The 15,900-nt window shown below is 73.3% G+C and carries 14 protein-coding genes; 6 read left to right on the forward strand and 8 right to left on the reverse strand.

The features are described 5' to 3' along the window. Positions 1-83: 83 nt before the first annotated feature. On the reverse strand, positions 84-1,352 hold the full coding sequence (locus FHX74_RS00715) for an MFS transporter (RefSeq protein WP_328823546.1): 1,269 nt from the start codon (positions 1,350-1,352) through the stop codon (positions 84-86). A gap of 7 nt (positions 1,353-1,359) precedes the next feature. Further along, a complete protein-coding gene (locus tag FHX74_RS00720) occupies positions 1,360-1,962 on the reverse strand; it encodes a DUF2127 domain-containing protein (protein ID WP_182558185.1) in 603 nt (200 codons plus the stop codon). A 225-nt stretch (positions 1,963-2,187) separates the two neighbouring features. Here FHX74_RS00720 and FHX74_RS00725 point away from each other — a divergent pair, with 225 nt between their 5' ends. The 3 genes from FHX74_RS00725 to FHX74_RS00735 all read left to right on the forward strand — a co-directional run bounded on the left by FHX74_RS00725 (position 2,188) and on the right by FHX74_RS00735 (position 4,616). Beyond that, the gene (locus tag FHX74_RS00725; protein WP_328823547.1) at positions 2,188-3,231 is read left to right on the forward strand and encodes a TerC family protein; all 1,044 of its coding nucleotides are present in this window, start codon (positions 2,188-2,190) and stop codon (positions 3,229-3,231) included. Positions 3,232-3,401: 170 nt separating this feature from the next. Then, positions 3,402-3,677: a hypothetical protein gene (locus FHX74_RS00730; protein WP_182558186.1), complete on the forward strand. Its 276-nt coding sequence runs from the start codon at positions 3,402-3,404 to the stop codon at positions 3,675-3,677. Positions 3,678-3,758: 81 nt separating this feature from the next. After that, complete coding sequence (locus tag FHX74_RS00735; protein ID WP_182558187.1) at positions 3,759-4,616, forward strand: NAD-dependent epimerase/dehydratase family protein; 858 nt, start codon at positions 3,759-3,761, stop codon at positions 4,614-4,616. A 167-nt stretch (positions 4,617-4,783) separates the two neighbouring features. Here the strand turns inward: FHX74_RS00735 and FHX74_RS00740 are convergent, their stop codons facing one another. From FHX74_RS00740 to FHX74_RS00765, 6 genes are all read right to left on the reverse strand, one after another. After that, positions 4,784-6,208 carry an APC family permease gene (locus FHX74_RS00740; RefSeq protein WP_182558188.1) on the reverse strand — a complete coding sequence of 475 codons (1,425 nt, stop codon included), beginning with the start codon at positions 6,206-6,208 and terminating at the stop codon, positions 4,784-4,786. A gap of 64 nt (positions 6,209-6,272) precedes the next feature. Further along, a complete protein-coding gene (locus FHX74_RS00745) occupies positions 6,273-7,187 on the reverse strand; it encodes a proline iminopeptidase-family hydrolase (RefSeq protein ID WP_182558189.1) in 915 nt (304 codons plus the stop codon). 74 nt (positions 7,188-7,261) lie between these two features. Beyond that, positions 7,262-8,812, reverse strand: a complete 1,551-nt coding sequence (locus FHX74_RS00750; RefSeq protein ID WP_220483359.1) for a GMC family oxidoreductase — start codon at positions 8,810-8,812, stop codon at positions 7,262-7,264. Then, complete coding sequence (locus FHX74_RS00755; RefSeq protein ID WP_182558190.1) at positions 8,809-10,200, reverse strand: alpha/beta hydrolase; 1,392 nt, start codon at positions 10,198-10,200, stop codon at positions 8,809-8,811. The genes FHX74_RS00750 and FHX74_RS00755 overlap by 4 nt, the downstream gene beginning before the upstream one ends. 131 nt (positions 10,201-10,331) lie before the next feature. After that, positions 10,332-10,910, reverse strand: coding sequence for a polysaccharide deacetylase family protein (locus tag FHX74_RS19915; RefSeq protein ID WP_182558191.1), 579 nt, complete (start codon positions 10,908-10,910; stop codon positions 10,332-10,334). Continuing rightward, positions 10,907-11,215 (reverse strand): hypothetical protein, encoded by a 309-nt coding sequence (locus tag FHX74_RS00765; RefSeq protein WP_182558192.1) that lies wholly within the window; start codon positions 11,213-11,215, stop codon positions 10,907-10,909. Before FHX74_RS00765 ends, FHX74_RS19915 begins: the two co-directional genes overlap by 4 nt. Before the next feature lie 133 nt (positions 11,216-11,348). On the opposite strand from FHX74_RS00765, the gene FHX74_RS00770 reads away from it, so the two are divergent. From FHX74_RS00770 to FHX74_RS00780, 3 genes are all read left to right on the forward strand, one after another. Next, positions 11,349-12,791, forward strand: coding sequence for a YcaO-like family protein (locus FHX74_RS00770; RefSeq protein ID WP_182558193.1), 1,443 nt, complete (start codon positions 11,349-11,351; stop codon positions 12,789-12,791). Beyond that, the gene (locus FHX74_RS00775) at positions 12,788-13,804 is read left to right on the forward strand and encodes an NAD-dependent epimerase/dehydratase family protein (RefSeq protein ID WP_182558194.1); all 1,017 of its coding nucleotides are present in this window, start codon (positions 12,788-12,790) and stop codon (positions 13,802-13,804) included. Before FHX74_RS00770 ends, FHX74_RS00775 begins: the two co-directional genes overlap by 4 nt. Before the next feature lie 169 nt (positions 13,805-13,973). Next, positions 13,974-15,857, forward strand: a complete 1,884-nt coding sequence (locus FHX74_RS00780) for an outer membrane protein assembly factor BamB family protein (RefSeq protein ID WP_182558195.1) — start codon at positions 13,974-13,976, stop codon at positions 15,855-15,857. Positions 15,858-15,900: the final 43 nt, after the last annotated feature.

The following is a 15,900-nucleotide window of genomic DNA, read 5'->3' on the forward strand; positions in this document are numbered from 1 at the left end:
CTCCGGCCTGACCCGTTGACGGGCCGTGGGCCCCGCGCCGGTCTTGATCTTCTGGTCACGCCCCGGCGAGGGCCGGGCGCCGTTCAGCGCCGGGTCCGCGTCTGAGGTGACCGCCGCAGCACCCAGAGCAGGACGAGCGCGCCGACCACCTGGGTGGCGACGACGTAGCCCACCAGCGCAGGCAGCGAGCGGCCCGAGAGCGCACCGGCCACAAGGCCGCCGAGCACCGCCGCTCCGCCCTGGACGGCGGCGAACAGGCCGTAGGCGGTCCCGCGCCGGGCCGGCTCGACCTGGTCGGCGACCAGCGCCTTGACCGTCGAGTCCTGCAGCCCGGTCGCCGCACCCCAGACCACCACGCCGGCCACCACCACCGGCAGCCCGGACCCGAACGCGGTCAGCGGCACCGCGATCACCAGCACCGGCAGGGCGAGCAGGATGCGCCCGTGCCAGCGGTCGTAGAGCGGGCCGGCGGCCAGGGCGGCGAGCCCGCCGGCGCCCATCGCCACCGCGTAGAGCACCGGGACCGCGGCCGCACCGACCAACCGGCTCTGCACCAGGTGGTAGCCGATGACCGCCCAGCTGACCAGGCCCGCCGTGCTCAGCGCCGCGGTGATCGCGTAGAGCCAGAACGTCCGCGGCAGTCCGCCGGTCGTGCCGGGGACCGGCCCAGGCGCCGCCGGCCTCGCGGGTGCGCTGCCGGGTGCGCGGTCCGCGCCCCGGTCGCGGGCGCGCAGCACCAGCACGACGGCGACCGAGACCGCGCCGGGAACGGCCAGGGTCGCCAGCCCGGTGGCGAGCCCGCCGGTGAGCGCGGCCAGTCCGGCCACCAGCAACGGCCCGGCCACCGCTCCGAGCTGGTCGAGCGCCTTGTGGACACCGAACCCGCGGCCGAGCCCGACGACCTGCGAGGCCCGGGCGAGCAGCACGGTCTTGGCCGGGCTGCGGACCGCCTTGCCGAAGCGCTCGAGCAGGATCAGCGCCACGCCGGCCGCCAGCCCCGCGCCACCGAGCCACGGGGTGACGGCGAGCAGCGGCACGCTGAGAGCGGTGAGCAGATAGCCCGCCAGCGTCCAGCCCCAGTAGCGCCCGCTCCGGTCGGCGCGCGCGCCGGTGAACAACCGGGCCACCAGCGCCACGGCCTCACCGACGCCGCCGACCAGGCCGACCAGGGTGGCGCCGGCACCCAGCGAGGCCAGCAACGGCCCGTAGACCGACCGGGCTCCCTCGTAGACCATGTCGGCGGCCAGGCTGGTCACCCCGAGCCCGACGACCAGTCGCCAGGCCGCCCGGGCCGTGGGGGATCGTTCCCCCGCGCGCGACGGCCCGTCGCGGTCCGTCTCCTGGGCGGTCACCGGCCGCTCACCCCGCAGGACGGTCGCCGGCCCCGACCGTCGGTGCCGCGGGTTCGTCGGTGGTCTCCGACCGCGCCGCCCGGTCGCGGCGCTGCACCCGCCACTCGCGGACGGTCAGCGCGACGATCAGCGCGTCGAACACCGTCAGGGCGATCAGTCCCGCGGACGGCTGCAGGGTGATCTTGTAAACCTGATAGACGATGAAGGCGCCGAGGACGCCGATCATCCAGGGGTAGGCCCAGATCTTGTTCCGCAGCAGCGCGACCACGAGCACGATCTTCACGACGCCGTGGATCAGCAGGTAGGCGGCGCCGAACTCGACCGCGGAGCCGTTCAGCTTGTCGGTGGTGTGCAGCAGGTGGGTGGCGATGAAGTCGTGCGGGTCCTCGGACAGCTCGCCCTGGGTCAGCTGGCGCACCCAGCCCTTGATCCGCTCCGGGCTGACCAGCAACAGCAGCAGACCGCCGACCAGCTCGGACAGCCCGTTCAGCCCCTTGAGCACGATGCCGATCTCGAAGACGCGGTCGAGCCAGCCGTGCGGGCGGAAGCCGCTGCCCGCCCTCCGGGTCCGGAGCGCCGGCGATCCGGCCGTGGGGGTGGTGCTGCTCACCCGGCCACGCTAGGCGATGTCACATGTGTGACGACTGAGTCGTCACTGGTGTCACGCGAAATGGCGACCGTGACCCGTCGCCCGCTACACTTAGCGGCGAGGGGAGTACCTCGACAAGTTCCATCGGTCATGACGACGCGCCTTCGCGTCCCGGTGGACGCCCACCGCCTTCTGGGCGGGAGGTGAGGGAGACCTCGAGCCGTGACCTGACTCGAGGAGCCCACTGTGACTCTGACCCCCGTCGTTCCGTTCCAGATCGACACCGTCGGTACGCCCATGCTCTGGGCGGCGACCATCGGCGCCGTCGTCGCGTTGCTGGTCGTCGACTTCCTCGCCACCCGCAAACCGCACGAGGTCTCGATGAAGGAGGCCATCGGCTGGTCGGCGTTCTACATCGCCCTGCCGCTCGCCTTCGGCGTGTTCATCTGGACGCAGTTCGGCGGTGAGCGCGGGGTCGAGTACTACACCGGCTATCTCGTCGAGAAGAGCCTCAGCGTCGACAACCTGTTCGTGTTCATGCTGCTGCTGGCCGCGTTCGCCGTGCCGGCCGCGCTGCAGCAGCGGGTGCTGCTCTACGGCATCATCGGCGCGCTGGTGCTGCGCGGCGTCTTCATCGGTCTCGGCGCTGCGGCGCTGTCCCGCTTCGACTGGGTGTTCCTGATCTTCGGCGCGATCCTGCTGGTCACCGGCGTCAAACTGCTCAAGGACGCCGTCAGCGGGCACGACCACGACGAGAAGGACGTCTCGACGATGCGCTCGGTCCGGCTGATGCGCCGCATCATGCCGGTCAGCGACGACTACGACGGCCCGAAAATGTTCACCAAGCTCGGCGGCAAGCGCGCGCTGACCCCGCTGGCCCTGGTCACGGTCGCGGTCTTCGCCACCGACATCGTCTTCGCCGTCGACTCCGTCCCGGCCGTCTACGGCATCACCGGCGATCCCTACCTGGTCTTCGCGACCAACGCCTTCGCTCTGCTCGGCCTCCGCGCCCTCTACTTCGTGCTCCAGGGCGCGCTGTCCAAGCTGGTCCACCTCAGCTACGGCCTGGCCGCGATCCTCGGCTTCATCGGCGCCAAGCTGGTGCTGCACTGGGCCCACCTGGTCTGGCCGTCGGTGCCGGAGATCCCGACGCTGGTCAGCCTGGTCGTGATCGTCGGGATCCTGGTGCTCACCACGATCACCAGCCTGCTGGCCACCCGTCGTCGGGAGGCTGCGGCGGACCCGGCCGCCCAGGCGACCGAGAACGACAAGGCCCCGACCGCCGGCTGAACCCGTGCGAGCACCCCGGACTATCACGGTCCGGGGTGCTTCGTCGGAGCCGGAGCAAAAGGCATTACTTCCGACAGGGAACGGACCTCGGATGCACGAAAGCCCGTGGTCACGGCGATTTCTTCGGTTCCGCGCGTGACGATCGGCGGCTGCGCGACGTCTTTGTGGTCATGAGCCAGTCGATCTCCGAGGGCGTCCCCCCGACGCCGAAAGGTCTCCGTCGTGACCCCCGCGAGCTCGTCGCCGACCGCGCGCGGCAACGGCTCGAACGCCAGGTCGACGTGTGGCTCGCGGAAGAGGCCGGCGGCCTGACTGCTGCCGAGTTCGTGGCGGTGGTGACCAGCGTCTTCGCCGACACCCTGAGCAGCTGGGCGCGGCACGAGATCCGCAGCGAGCGCGACGTCGAGGACGACCGACAGGGCCGGGGGAGCCGCGGCGGCCGCTGAGGCACCGCTCGGTAGGGTTCGGACGTTACCGGTCCGGACGGCACCGTCGTCGGCCGGATCTTCGTCTCTGCAGGAGGTCTCGTGCGCGTCGTCGTCACCGGAGGGTCCGGCAAGGCCGGTCAGTGGGTGGTCCGTGAGCTCGCGGCCGCCGGTCACGAGGTCACCAACCTCGACCTGGTGAACCCGCCGGAGCTCGACCTGCCGGGCGCCTTCTGCCGGGTGCCGCTGACCGACGCCGGCCGCGTCTACGACGCGCTGCTGCAGTTCCGCCCCGAGGCGGTCGCGCACCTGGCCGCGAACCCCGCCCCGAGCGGCCAGGCCCGGATCGACGTCTTCGACAACAACGTGCTCAGCGCGCACAACGTGCTGCAGGCGGCCGGCGACCTCGGTGTCCGCCGGGTGGTCTACGCCTCGAGCGAGATGGCCACCGGGTTGCTGACCGACGGCGTCGTCCCGGGGCGGATCCCGTTCGACGAGAGCGACCGACGACCCTCGCCGAACGCCTATGCGCTGAGCAAGTACATCAGCGAGGTGATCGCCGACTCGCTCGCGCTGGCCCACCCCGACACCGCCTGGGTAGGGCTGCGGATCAACAACGTCATCCCGCCCGACGACTACGGCCGGTTCCGCGCCGAGTGGGACGACCCGGCCCGCAGCAAGGGCAACTTCTGGAGCTACATCGACGCCCGCGACGTCGGCACCGCCTACCGTGCGGCCGTCGAGGGGGAGAGCACCGGTCACGAGGTCTGCCTGATCGCCGCCGCGGACACCCGGGCGAAGCGTGGGCTCCGTGAGCTGATGGCCGAGCACTACGACGGGTACGACCGGTTCGCCGCGGACTACCAGGATCCGCAGTCGGCCTTCGACTGCCGGCGGATGCGTGAGCTGTTCGGCTGGACCCCGAGCTACAGCTGGCGCGACCGCGACGACCGCGGCTGAGACCCGCTCCCTGAGCCCGAGCCCCGCTCCCTGAGCCTGTCGAAGGGCGATGGGCGCTTCGACGGGCTCAGCGTGCGTCGGGGGCTTCGACGGGCTCAGCGTGCGTCGGGCGCTTCGACGGGCTCAGCGTGCGTCGGCCGCTTCGACGGGCTCAGCGTGCGTCGGGGTCAGTGCTGGGGTTCGGTGAACGGGTCGGCGGCGTGCTCGCTGAGGATGCCGGTGCCCTTGCGCTGGTAGTAGAGCATCACCAGCGCGCCGATCACCAGCCAGACGACACCGCCGATCTTGGCCGCGGGCTCGGCGTTCCAGAGCACGAAACCGATGATCGCGAAGCCGAGCACCGGGCAGATCAGGTGCAGCAGGACGTTGCGGCTGCGCTGCCGGACCAGGTACCAGCCGACCACCGAGACGTGCAGCAGCAGGAAGCTGGTCAGCGCACCGAAGTTGACCAGGGTGCTGATCAGGTCGATCTGTCCGACGAAGAACAGCCCGGCCACCAGGGTCAGCCCGGCCACCACCAGGATCGCGCGCTCCGGGCTCTTGGTGCGCGGGTTGACGTGCGACAGGAAACGCGGCAGCCGGCCGTCCCGGCTCATCGAGAACAGCAGCCGCGAGGTGGCGCTCTGGGCGGCCACCGCGTTGGCGATGCCGACGGCGAGCGCGTTCATGGCCAGGAAGGCGATCTGCCAGCCGTGGTTGCTGATCGTCGCGACGATCCCGAAGAAGGCGTTGTTGACGTCGGCGTCGGCGAACTGGGTGGTGTTCGGCACCAGCATCGCGGCGAGCCAGGTCTGCGCGACGAAGAAGAAGGCCACCAGGACCAGCCCGGTGATCATGGCCACCCCGGCGGCCTTGCGCCCGCCCTTGGCCTCCTCGCTCAGGGTGGCGATGCCGTCGAAGCCGAGGAAGCTCAGCACCGCGATCGACAGCGCCGTCGCGGCCAGGCCCGGGGTGAACTGGTCGGGGTTGAACAGCGGGGTGGTGGTGAACCGGGCGCCGTTGACCCCGCGGACGATCGCGCTCACCGCCATCACCACGAAGATCACCACGAAGACCAGCTCGGCGGCCAGGAACAGCCGGTTGACCAGCGCGGTGAAGGAGATGCCGATGTAGTTGACCGCGGTGTTGACCAGCAGGAAGACGATGATCCACACCGGCTTGGGCACCGCCGGGAAGATCCCGGACATCGACTCCGCCGCGAACACGTAGAGCAGGGTCGGCACCAGCAGGTAGTCGAGCAGGATCGTCCAGCCGGCGAAGAAGCCGACGACCGGGTGCAGCCCGCGGCCGACGTAGGAGTAGACCGAGCCGGCGATCGGGAACGCGCGCGACATCTGGGCGTAGGACAGCGCGGTGAAGATCATCGCGACCAGGCCGATCAGGTAGACCAGCGGGACCATGCCCTTGGCCTCGTTGAAGACCACGCCGAAGATCGCCCACGGTGCGATCGGCACCATGAACACCAACCCGTAGATGATCAGGTCGGGGGTGGACAGGGTGCGGTTGAGCTCCTGCTTGTAGCCGAAGCCGGCGAGGTCGGCGGAGGCGTCGGTGCGGGCGGTGGAGGTGGGGTCGGCGCTGCCGGTGCTCATGGTGTTCTCCTGCGGACGGGAACCGGACGAGGTGGGACGAGCGTGCAGGGCGGGCGGACCGGCGTCAGTGCGGGTCGTGCTCGCGGAGGAAGCCGCCGACGACCCGGGTGAACTCCTCCGGCTCCTCGACGTGCGGCATGTGGCTGGACCCGGCGAAGACGTGGCTGCGGACGTCGGCGATCCGGTCGAGGAAGGGCTGCCAGACGATCGGCATCGCCTCGTCGTAGGCGCCCGCGACCACCAGGGTGGGCACCCGGATCCCGTCGAGCCGGTCGACCACGCTCCACTCCTTGAGGCTGCCGACGACGTGGAACTCCGAGGGCCCGTTCATGGTGTGGTAGACGGTCGGGTCGTCGTCGATCTGGGCGAAGCTCGCCGTGACCTCCGGCGGCACCGGCCGGGCCCGGCAGACGTGCCGGCCGTAGAAGACGTCCATCGCGGCCACGTACTCCTGGCTGTCGGTGGTGCCGGCCGCCTCGTGCTCGAGCAGCGTCCGCTGCACCTCCGGCGGCAGCTGCTCGCGGAGGGTGTTCGCCGCCTCCAGCCACAACGCCATCGAGGCCGGGCTGTCGCAGATGCTCAGCGAGGCGACGCCGGTGTCGTCGGCGAGGACGACCTCCGGGCCGAGCATCCCGCCCCAGGACTGCCCGAGCAGGTGGAACCGCTCGATCCCGAGCGCCCCGACCAGGTTGCGGAACTCGCGCACGAACAGGTCGACGGTCCAGAAGCCGGGGTCGGCGTCGGGCAGGTGGGTGCTGTTGCCGCAGCCGAGCTGGTCGTAGTGGACGACCGCGCGGCCGTCGTCGGCGAGCCCGGTCATGGCCAGGCAGTAGTTGTGCGCGGCGCCGGGTCCGCCGTGGAGCACGACGACCGGCGGCTTCCCCGTCGCTGCGGAGGCGTCCAGGTCACCGGTGACGCGGTACCAGGTCTGGTGCCCGTCGAAGTCGACGGTGCCGGTGCGGACCTCGGGCGTGGCCATGGCGGTACTCAAGCACAGCAGGCGATCCGGGTGGTCCCGGGTCGCGATCCGGGCAGGTGCACCGGTCGCCGGCGTCAGGCCGCGGCGAGCATCCGGTCGGCGGTCCGCAGCGACAGCGCCATGATCGTGAGCGCCGGGTTCGCCACCACCGAGCTCGGGAACACCGAGTTGTCGCAGATCCAGAGGTTGGGCACCTCGAAGCTGCGGCCGTCGGGGTCGACCACGGCGGCGGCCGGGTCGGTTCCCATCCGGCAGGTGCCGATGGTGTGCGCGGTCCGGGCCACCACGGTGGTGGTCCGGGCGCCCGCCGCCTCGAGGATCGCGATCATGGTCCGGGTGGCGTGGGCGTCGATGGCCTGTTCGTTCGGTCCGGCGCTGAAGCTGACCCGGGCCTTCGGCACCCCGAGCGCGTCGGTCTCGTCGGCGAGCGTGAGCCGGTTCTCCGCACGCGGCAGGCACTCGGCGTTGATCCCCACCCCGGCCATGTGCGGGTAGGCGTCGAGCGCCTCGACCAGCGCCCGGCCCCACAGCCCGGCCCCGCGGGCCAGCGTGGTGGCGAAGGTCAGCGGCTGCACCCCGAGGCTTTGGATCAGGTAGCCACCGGCGAAGTCGGCGTCGGCGGGGCGGACGAAGTCCTCGGTGATCGCGGCCGACGGATACCCGCGGTAGCTGCGGATCTCCCGGTCGAACCGGCCCCAGACCTGGGTGGCGCCGTGCGCCATGAAGTTCGCGCCGACCTGCCCGCTGCCCAGCGCAAGCCCGGTGTGCAACAGCAGACGTGGCGTCTCCACCGCCCCGGCGGCGAGCACGAGCCGGTCGCAGCGCTGGCGGACGTCGCGGCCGTCCTGGCGGTAGACCACGCCGGTGACCTGACCGGTCGCGTCGGTCTCGACGGTGTGGACGGTGGCCCCGGCGCGGATCTCCGCCCCGGCGGCCACCGCGCGGGGCAGGTAGCTGACGTCGGTGCCGCCCTTGGCGCCCGTGCGGCAGCCCTGGTGGCAGCTGCCGCAGTTGACGCAGGCCAGCCGCAGCCCGGCCTGCGGGTCGTCGCGGTCGCGGGTGAGGACCGCCGCCGGGGCGTCGGTGGCCCGGATGCCCAGCTCGGTGCAGGCGGCGATCATCAGCTCGGCCGGTGCGTTCCGGCGCGGCGGTGGCATCGCGTAGCGGCGGTCCGGGTCCCACGGGTAGTCGGCCGGACCGGAGACCCCGACGTCGGTCTCGACCTGTTCGAGATAGCCGGTCAGCTCGGCGTGGCCGATCGGCCAGTCGACCCCGACGCCGGCCAGGCTCCGCAGCCGCAGGTCGCGCGGGTCGGGTCTGGGGGTGAACGCACCCCAGTGCAGCAACGACCCGCCGACCCCGCGGCCGCTGTTGTTCGGGCCGAACGCGGTCGGGTCGTCGCCCGCGCTGATCCGCTCCTCCATCCAGTTGATGCCCGCCGCGGCGGTGTCCTCGTCCGGGGTGTGGTCGCGGGGGTCGTGGTTCATCCCCGCCTCGAGCGCGACCACCCGGAGCCCGGCGTCGGCCAGCCGGGCCAGCAGCGGACCGCCGCCCGCCCCGGTGCCGACGACCACGACGTCGGCCGGCTCGTTCGGGTCGTAGCGCGGCATCGACTCGAGGTTCACGGGGTCACCTCCGCGGCACCGGCGCCCGGCTCCCACGGCTCGCGCTCGTCCGCACCGATCAGCCGGAAGCCCTGCTGCCGGGGCGCGTCGGCGCCGCCCGCCCACCCGTCGTAGCCGATCCGGGCCATCGTCGCCGGGTGCGTCACGTACGGGCGGACCAGGTCGACCCGGAGGTCGTCGAACCACAGCCGCAGCTGCGCGGCGGTCAGCCGGGACCCGACCGGGGCGTAGTCACCGTCGGCCACCGCCGCGAGGATCGCCTCGCGCTGGGCGGCGTCGAGGTCGGTCAGGCCCTCGAGCGCGTCCAGGGCGGCCCGGTAGGCCTCGACGTCGCCGGGCAGCCCGTCGTGCCGCCAGCCGTCCCCGCCGCCGTCGGCCAGCGCCCGGTCGACCCGCCGGGCCAGATCGATCGTCGGCCCGGTCTGCGGGACGACCACCTCGGCGAGCGCGCCGAGGGTGGCGAGCTGGCGGCGGTCCAGCACCTGCGGCTCCGCGTCCGGGACGTCGGGCAGGGCGCGCTCGGCCAGGGCGGCGCGGGTGCGGGGGCTGGTGCGGTCGGAGCCGATCACGGCGGCCACGTCGTCCGACACCCGGGGCCCGCGACCGGCGGTGCTGCGCCAGAAGTCGAGCACCGCCTCGGCCACCTCGGCCGGGCGCTCGACCGGCAGCAGGTGCCCGGCGCCGTCGAGCACCCGCACCCGGTGCCGCGGGTAGACCGGTCCGTTGAGGTCGCGCTGGGCGTCCGGTCCGAGGTCACCGTCGGAACCGCCGGCCACGATCAACGCCGGCACCGGGAGCGCGCCGACCTCACCGCTGACGTCGGTGCGGCTGCCGCGCTCGAGCCAGTCGCGCCAGGCGGTCGGTGAGCAGCGGCGCAGGTCGTCGATGATCATCCGGCGGACCTCGGGCCGGAGCGGGCCACCGACGTTGGCGTCGACGAACGCGTTCGCCGCGTCGTCGTCCATCGGCCCGCGGGCGACCCAGTCGATCATCGTGGCGCGGCGGTCCTCGTCCATCGGCTCCGGTGACGGCGGTGACCCGGCGAGCAGCACCACACCGCGCAGCCCGAACAGCGGCGTCGCGCCCTGCAGGGTCCGGGCCGCGACCAGGGTGACGATCTTGGCCCCCATGCTGTGCCCGAGCAGCAGCCAGCAGGAGGGCTGCGCGGCCGCGATCGCCCGCACCACCGCGTCCACCGTCGTCTCGAGACCGTCCACCCGATCGCCGGCCCGGTCGCCGAAGCCCGGCAGGTCCAGGGCGATCAGGTCGAGCCCGTCGGGGTCGCCGACGGGGCACAGGTCGGCCAGCCGGTCGGCCACGGGGTCGAAGAGGCGGTGGGACAGGCCGAGCCCGTGCAGGGCGAAGACGGTGGGACGGTGACCGGGCATGAGCGCAGATCCTCGGGTCCGGCGTGGTGGCCGCACGGGCTCGGCGGCGCGATCGTTGTCGTCCGGAGTCCTTCCCTCCGCGGACCCCGTCGCGGATGCAGGGACGGGACACCCGGCCCCGGTCCGCGGGCTCAGGCGGCGGGGACCGGCTCGATCGACCAGTTGGAGATCAGGTGTCCGACACCCAGCGAGCGCAGCACCCGGTTCCCGACCCAGGTCGGGTCGAACCGGGTGCCCCCGCACCAGGCGCCGAGCCGGGGGAGCCGGCCGGTGGCCGCCTCGATCCGGCGCACCGGACCGGTGACCTCGGCTTCGACGTTCGCCTCGTCGACCTCGGTGATGTAGAGGTGGCTGGCCGTGTGGTAGCCGATCTCGTGTCGCTCGGCGAGGGCGGCGAGGTCGTCGTCGGACAGCCCGGCCTGGCCCGGCTCGTCCCCGACGAAGATCGGGAAGAACCGGGCGGTCAGCCCGATCCGGTTGCACAGCTCCGCGCCCCACATGGCCGTCTCCCGGTAGCCGTCGTAGAAGCCGACGAACACGCTCGGCCCGTCGTGCGGCGCCTCCGGGTCCCACGACGGACCGACCCGGGCCAGGGCACGCAGGCGTGCCTCGGCCTCGTCCCGGTTCTCCGGGCGGAGCTCGTGGAAGTTGACCGCCAGGATCCCGTGCCGGGTCAGCCGGCGGCTGTCGGCGGCCGTCCAGGTGCTCACCGCACGACCTCGGCGTCCGGCGCGGCGAGGTGGCGATCGAGCAGCGCCTGGCCCAGTCCGCACTGCAGCACGTAGGCCTCCGAGGTGTGCAGGGACACCGTCGCGAGGTCGTAGCCCAGCCGGTCGGCCAGGGCGGCCGCACCGCCGTCCGACTCCTCGTGGCCGCCGGCGTCCTCCGCGTCCGCGGGGTCGGGACCGAACAGCAGCACGGGCACCGCGACGCCCTCGGCGCTCTGCGCCAGGATGAACGCGGTGAGCGCGTCACCGTCCCCGGGCAGCGGGTCGGGTCGGCTGGCAGAGGTCACGGACGAATCCAATCAGTCGGGCCCCGGGTAACCATGATCGCCGTCCGGCCGCGGCCGGTGGTCCCGGCCGGAGCGCCGGGGAGCATGATCGACAACGCCGACCATTCCACACCAGCCCGACGAAGGGATGCGCGTGACCCACGCCGACGAGGCCTACCGCGAGACGCTCGCCCGGTTCGGGACGGTGATCGACTTCGACCTGTCGTCGCTGGACCGCACCGGGGTGCCGGTGACCAGCTGCTCGCTGGCGGTGGACGGCCGATTCGCTCACCACGGCAACGGGTACGGCGCCACCGACCAGGCGGCTCGGGTCAGCGGGCTGGGAGAGCTGACCGAGGGCGTGCTCGGCGCGCAGACCGTGCGCGGGCTCGAACCCGAGACCGGGTCGCGGCGCGAGCTGGTCGGCCGGTACGGGGCCGGCGCCGTGGTCGACCCGCGGCTGCTCTGCCTGCCCGCGGGTGCCGACTACGACGACGACCAGCCGGTGTCCTGGGTGGTCGCCACCCGGCTCCGCGACGACGCCCCGGTCCGGGTGCCGCTGGCCTTCGTGGCCAGTGAACCCGACGAGCTCGCCGCCGACCGGGGCCGTTCCCTGATCACGCCGATCACCAACGGTCTCGGGGCCGGGCTCGACCGCGACCGGGCGATCGCGCACGGCATCGGCGAGATCATCCAGCGGCACACCAACGGGCTCCGGTTCCGCGCCCTCGACGCCCGCTCGCCCGTGATCGCCACCGACACCCTGCCGGCCCCGGTGCGCGAGCTCGTCGACCGGTTCGCCGGGCTCGGCATCACCGTGGTGGTGAAGTACGCGGGAACCGCGTTCGGGTCCTTCTCCTGCTACGCGATGGGTCTCGACGACGAGCTCGCCGACCCGATCCGGCTGACCGCGGGCGGCGAGGCCGCGGACCCGTCGCCGGAACGGGCGCTGACCAAGGCGGTGCTCGAGTACGCCAACTCGCGGGCCCGCAAGGCGTTCTGCTTCGGGTCGAACCTGTCGGCGGTGCGTGCGGTCGCGCCGGCGGCCTACTGGGAGGCGCTGCCGCCGTCCCGGGGCGAGCCACGGGCGGTCGAGGCGATGCGGGCCTGGGCGGAACTGCCGGCCGAGCGGCTGCGAGCCCTGACCGCTCCCGACCTGAGCCGGACGGTCAGCTTCGCCGAGGTGGCCGGCGACCCGGCTCCCGCGCCGGCGTCGGTGGCCGACTGGGTGGCGCGGCTGGAGGGCCGCGAGGCCTACGCCGTCACCGGCGAGGTCGACGGGGTCTGGTACGCCAAGACGATGATCACCGGCGCCGAGGTGGAGACCCTCTCCTACGGCCGGATCGGCGAGGACAACGCGCGGGTCTCGCTCGAGGGTGACCTCGACCTGGTCCGGGTGCAGGACACCCCGACCGGCGACCACCGCGCCCGGGTGGCGCTGACCGCCGAGGCCGAGGAACGGCTGGGGGGACCGGTCTGGTTCTCCCCGGCCCGGGCGGCCGAGATCGTCGGCCCGCTCTATCCGCTCTACCGCGAGCCACCCCGGCACTCGGTGGCCGTCGGCGCCGCTGCGGCCGGACGGGAGGTCCGGGCGTGAGCGCGCGGGTGCTGGTACTCGGTGGTGGCGGGTTCCTCGGGTACCACGCGGTCACCGAGGCGCTGGCCGCCGGCCACGAGGTCAGCGTGTTCAGCCGCTCGGGGCGCGCTCCGGTCGAGGGCGTCGAGGTGGTCACCGGGGACCGCGAGGGTGACCTGTCGGCCCTCCGGGGCCGCGAGTGGGACGCCGTCTTCGACACCTACAACGACCGGGCCGACGGGGCACCGGCGATCCGGGCCACCGCCCGGCTGCTCTCCGGGTCGGTCGGTGCCTACGGCTACGTGTCCGGGATGAGCGTCTACGCGCCGATGGGGCCCGCGGTGCCCGACGAGACCGGACCGGTGCGCGCCCGGGGTGTCGAGCCGGACACCGACCGGCTGCAGCTGCGGTCGTTGGCCAAGCTGGCCGGCGAGGCGGCGGTCACCGAGGAGTTCGACGGCGTCGCGCTGTTCCCGCGGGTGGGGATCATGGTGGGACCGCGGTCGACCCGGATGTCCTACTGGCCGGTGCGGTTCGCCTCGGCGCTGGCCGGGGAGACGCCGCGCCGGGTGGTGCTGCCGGGTGACCCCGAGCGTCCGGTCCAGTACTCCGACGCCCGCGACATCGCGGCCTGGTGCTGGCGGATGCTGGTGGACGGCCGCGGCGGCACCTACAACACCGTCGGGCCGTGCCGGCCCGATCCGCTCCGCCAGGTGCTGCTGGCGTGCCTCGAAGCGGCGGGTGGTGGCCCCGACGACGTCGAGCTGGTCACCGCACGGGACGAGGACGCGTTGCGGGCCCAGCTGGCCTCGGTCGACGAGGAGGAGCGTCCGCTCTGGTACCCCGAGGACCAGATCCCGCAGGTGGCGATCGACTCCGCGAAGGCGGCCGCGGCCGGGCTGGTCTTCCGCAGCGCGCGGGAGACCGCAGCCGACATCCTCCGCTGGGCCGAGGAGGCGGGGGAACGTCCGCTGCTCGACCGGTTCGTCGGGCAGGAACGGCTCATCCTCGAACGGCTGGCCGGCCGGGGCTGAGCGACGGGGTGGCGACCGGTGGTCGAGTTCCCCGGAACGGCCCCGCGGGGGTGTGGCTGAGCCTAGGCTGAGCGCACCCCCTGCGCTCCGCGCAGCAGTGAACCGAGGAGCCCCCGTGCCCGGTCAGCCGTCGTCGTCCGCCCCGTCCTCCCGCCGCGGAAGGCTCGTCGTGCGTCACCGACGGTCGGTCGTGGCCGGGCTCGCGCTGGTTCTCGCGCTGGCTGGTCTCCGGCCGGTCACCGCCCAGGCGGCGACCACCCCGCCCACCGTCACCGCCCCGGCGAGCGTGGCCACCGGGAGCACGGTCACCGTCACCGGCAGCGGGTTCACGCCCGGACGGAGCGTCGCGCTGGCCTTCGGGATCGTCCCGGCCGGGTCGGTCACCGCCGGTAGCGCGGGCACCTTCAGCACCGCGGTCACCGTGCCGTCGACGGTGATCGCCGGTCCGCAGCCGCTGGCCGCCACCGAGGCGACCAGCCGGCGCACCGCCACCGTCGCGGTGAGCGTCCGGACCGACTGGCTGCAGCCGGGCGGTGGGCCTGCCCATGTCGGGGCCAACCCGGCGCAGGTGCTGCTGGACCAGAGCTCGGCGGCGAGCTCGGCGGTGAAGTGGTCGGTCGCCACGGGTCAGGACTACCCGTCGGAGCCGGTCGTCGGCAGCGGACTGCTGGTCGTGGCCGGTTCCGGGTCGGTGCAGGCGCGGCGGACCTCGGACGGCGCTCGGGTCTGGTCGGTCGACGGCTCGGCCTATGCCCCGGCGATCGGCGGATCCACGCTGGTGGTGACGTCGGGCGCGGTCCTGACGGCCCGCGACCTCGGCACCGGCGCCCGGCGGTGGCAACGCGACCTCCGGGGCGCCCAGCAGTACGGCGGCCTCGGGCAGCCGGTCGTCGACGGCGCGCGGGTCTTCGTCCCGGTCACCCGCTACGACGCCGGCGCCACGTCGTTCGGCTACGCCGTGGTCGCGCTCGACCTGGCCACCGGGACGACGCTCTGGTCCACGACGCTGGCGAGCGACAGCGGGCTGGCGGTGAGCGGGGGCCGGGTCTATGCCGCCACCGGCACCGGCAAGCTGGCGGCGCTGTCCGCGTCGGCCGGCAACCTGCTCTGGGTGACCCAGTCGCCGGCCGAGAGCCTGGGCGACCCGGTCGTGGCCGAGGGATACGTGCTCGCCGGGAGCCACGTCTCCAGCGGACCGGGCTACGGGGTGAAGCCGGTCGGTGTGGTGGCCTTCGACGCCTCCACCGGCGCGGTCCGCTGGACGTTCTCGAGCGGACTCCAGCAGGGGGACGCCAGCCGCCCCGCGGTGGCGGACGGATCGGTGTTCGTGGCGGTGAACGGCGGCGAGTTCGAGGACTACGAGAGCGCCGCCTGGTACGGCCTGAACCTGACCACGGGCCTGCCGCGCTGGTACGCCTCGCCGCCGCTCTCGGGTCAGTCCGTCCCGACCGACCCGGTGGTCGCGGCCGGGGTGGTGTGGAGCGGTTCGTGCGGACCGAACGCCAAGTTCCTCGGCTTCGACGCGACGAGCGGAGCCAAGCTGCGTGACTACAACCCGGTCCGCTGCGCCACGGCCGTGGCGATCAACTCCCGGGTGTTCGTGCTGGACCGGGGCGGCAACCTGTCCGTGCTCGGGCTGCCGACCGAGGTCGGTGCGGTGCGCAGCCTGGACGACGACGACACCGGCTCGGGCTCCGAGCGGCTGGCCTACACGGGGTCGTGGGTGACCGGTTCGAGCACCGGGTCCTACGGCGGCGGACAGCACGCGAGCACCACGCCCGGGTCGCGGGTCACGGTGCCGTTCACCGGGACCGGGGTCCGCTACTGGTTCTCGGTCCAGCCGGACGGCGGCAGCGCCGAGGTGCAGATCGACGGCACCACCGTCGCGACCGTCGACCAGTACGCGGCCGCCCGCACCAACGGGCTCACCTCCTGGACCAGCCCGGTGCTGCCGCGCGGCCCGCACACGCTGACCGTGGTGGCGCGGGCGAGGACCACCGCAGCCTCCACCGGGAACCGGGTCGCCGTGGACCGCATCGACGTCGCCCACTGAGGTCACGGATCGAGGCGAACGCCCTTCGACAGGCTCAGGGCAC

This window comes from Microlunatus kandeliicorticis, from assembly GCF_014137855.1.
Classification (GTDB): domain Bacteria; phylum Actinomycetota; class Actinomycetes; order Propionibacteriales; family Propionibacteriaceae; genus Microlunatus; species Microlunatus kandeliicorticis.

Excerpts from the sequence above, each read along its gene's own strand:
- FHX74_RS00730 (WP_182558186.1), top strand. The coding sequence starts at position 3,402 with ATGAGCCAGTCGATCTCCGAGGGCGTCCCCCCGACGCCGAAAGGTCTC.
- FHX74_RS00740 (WP_182558188.1), bottom strand. The coding sequence starts at position 6,208 with ATGAGCACCGGCAGCGCCGACCCCACCTCCACCGCCCGCACCGACGCC.
- FHX74_RS00745 (WP_182558189.1), bottom strand. The coding sequence starts at position 7,187 with ATGGCCACGCCCGAGGTCCGCACCGGCACCGTCGACTTCGACGGGCAC.
- FHX74_RS00755 (WP_182558190.1), bottom strand. The coding sequence starts at position 10,200 with ATGCCCGGTCACCGTCCCACCGTCTTCGCCCTGCACGGGCTCGGCCTG.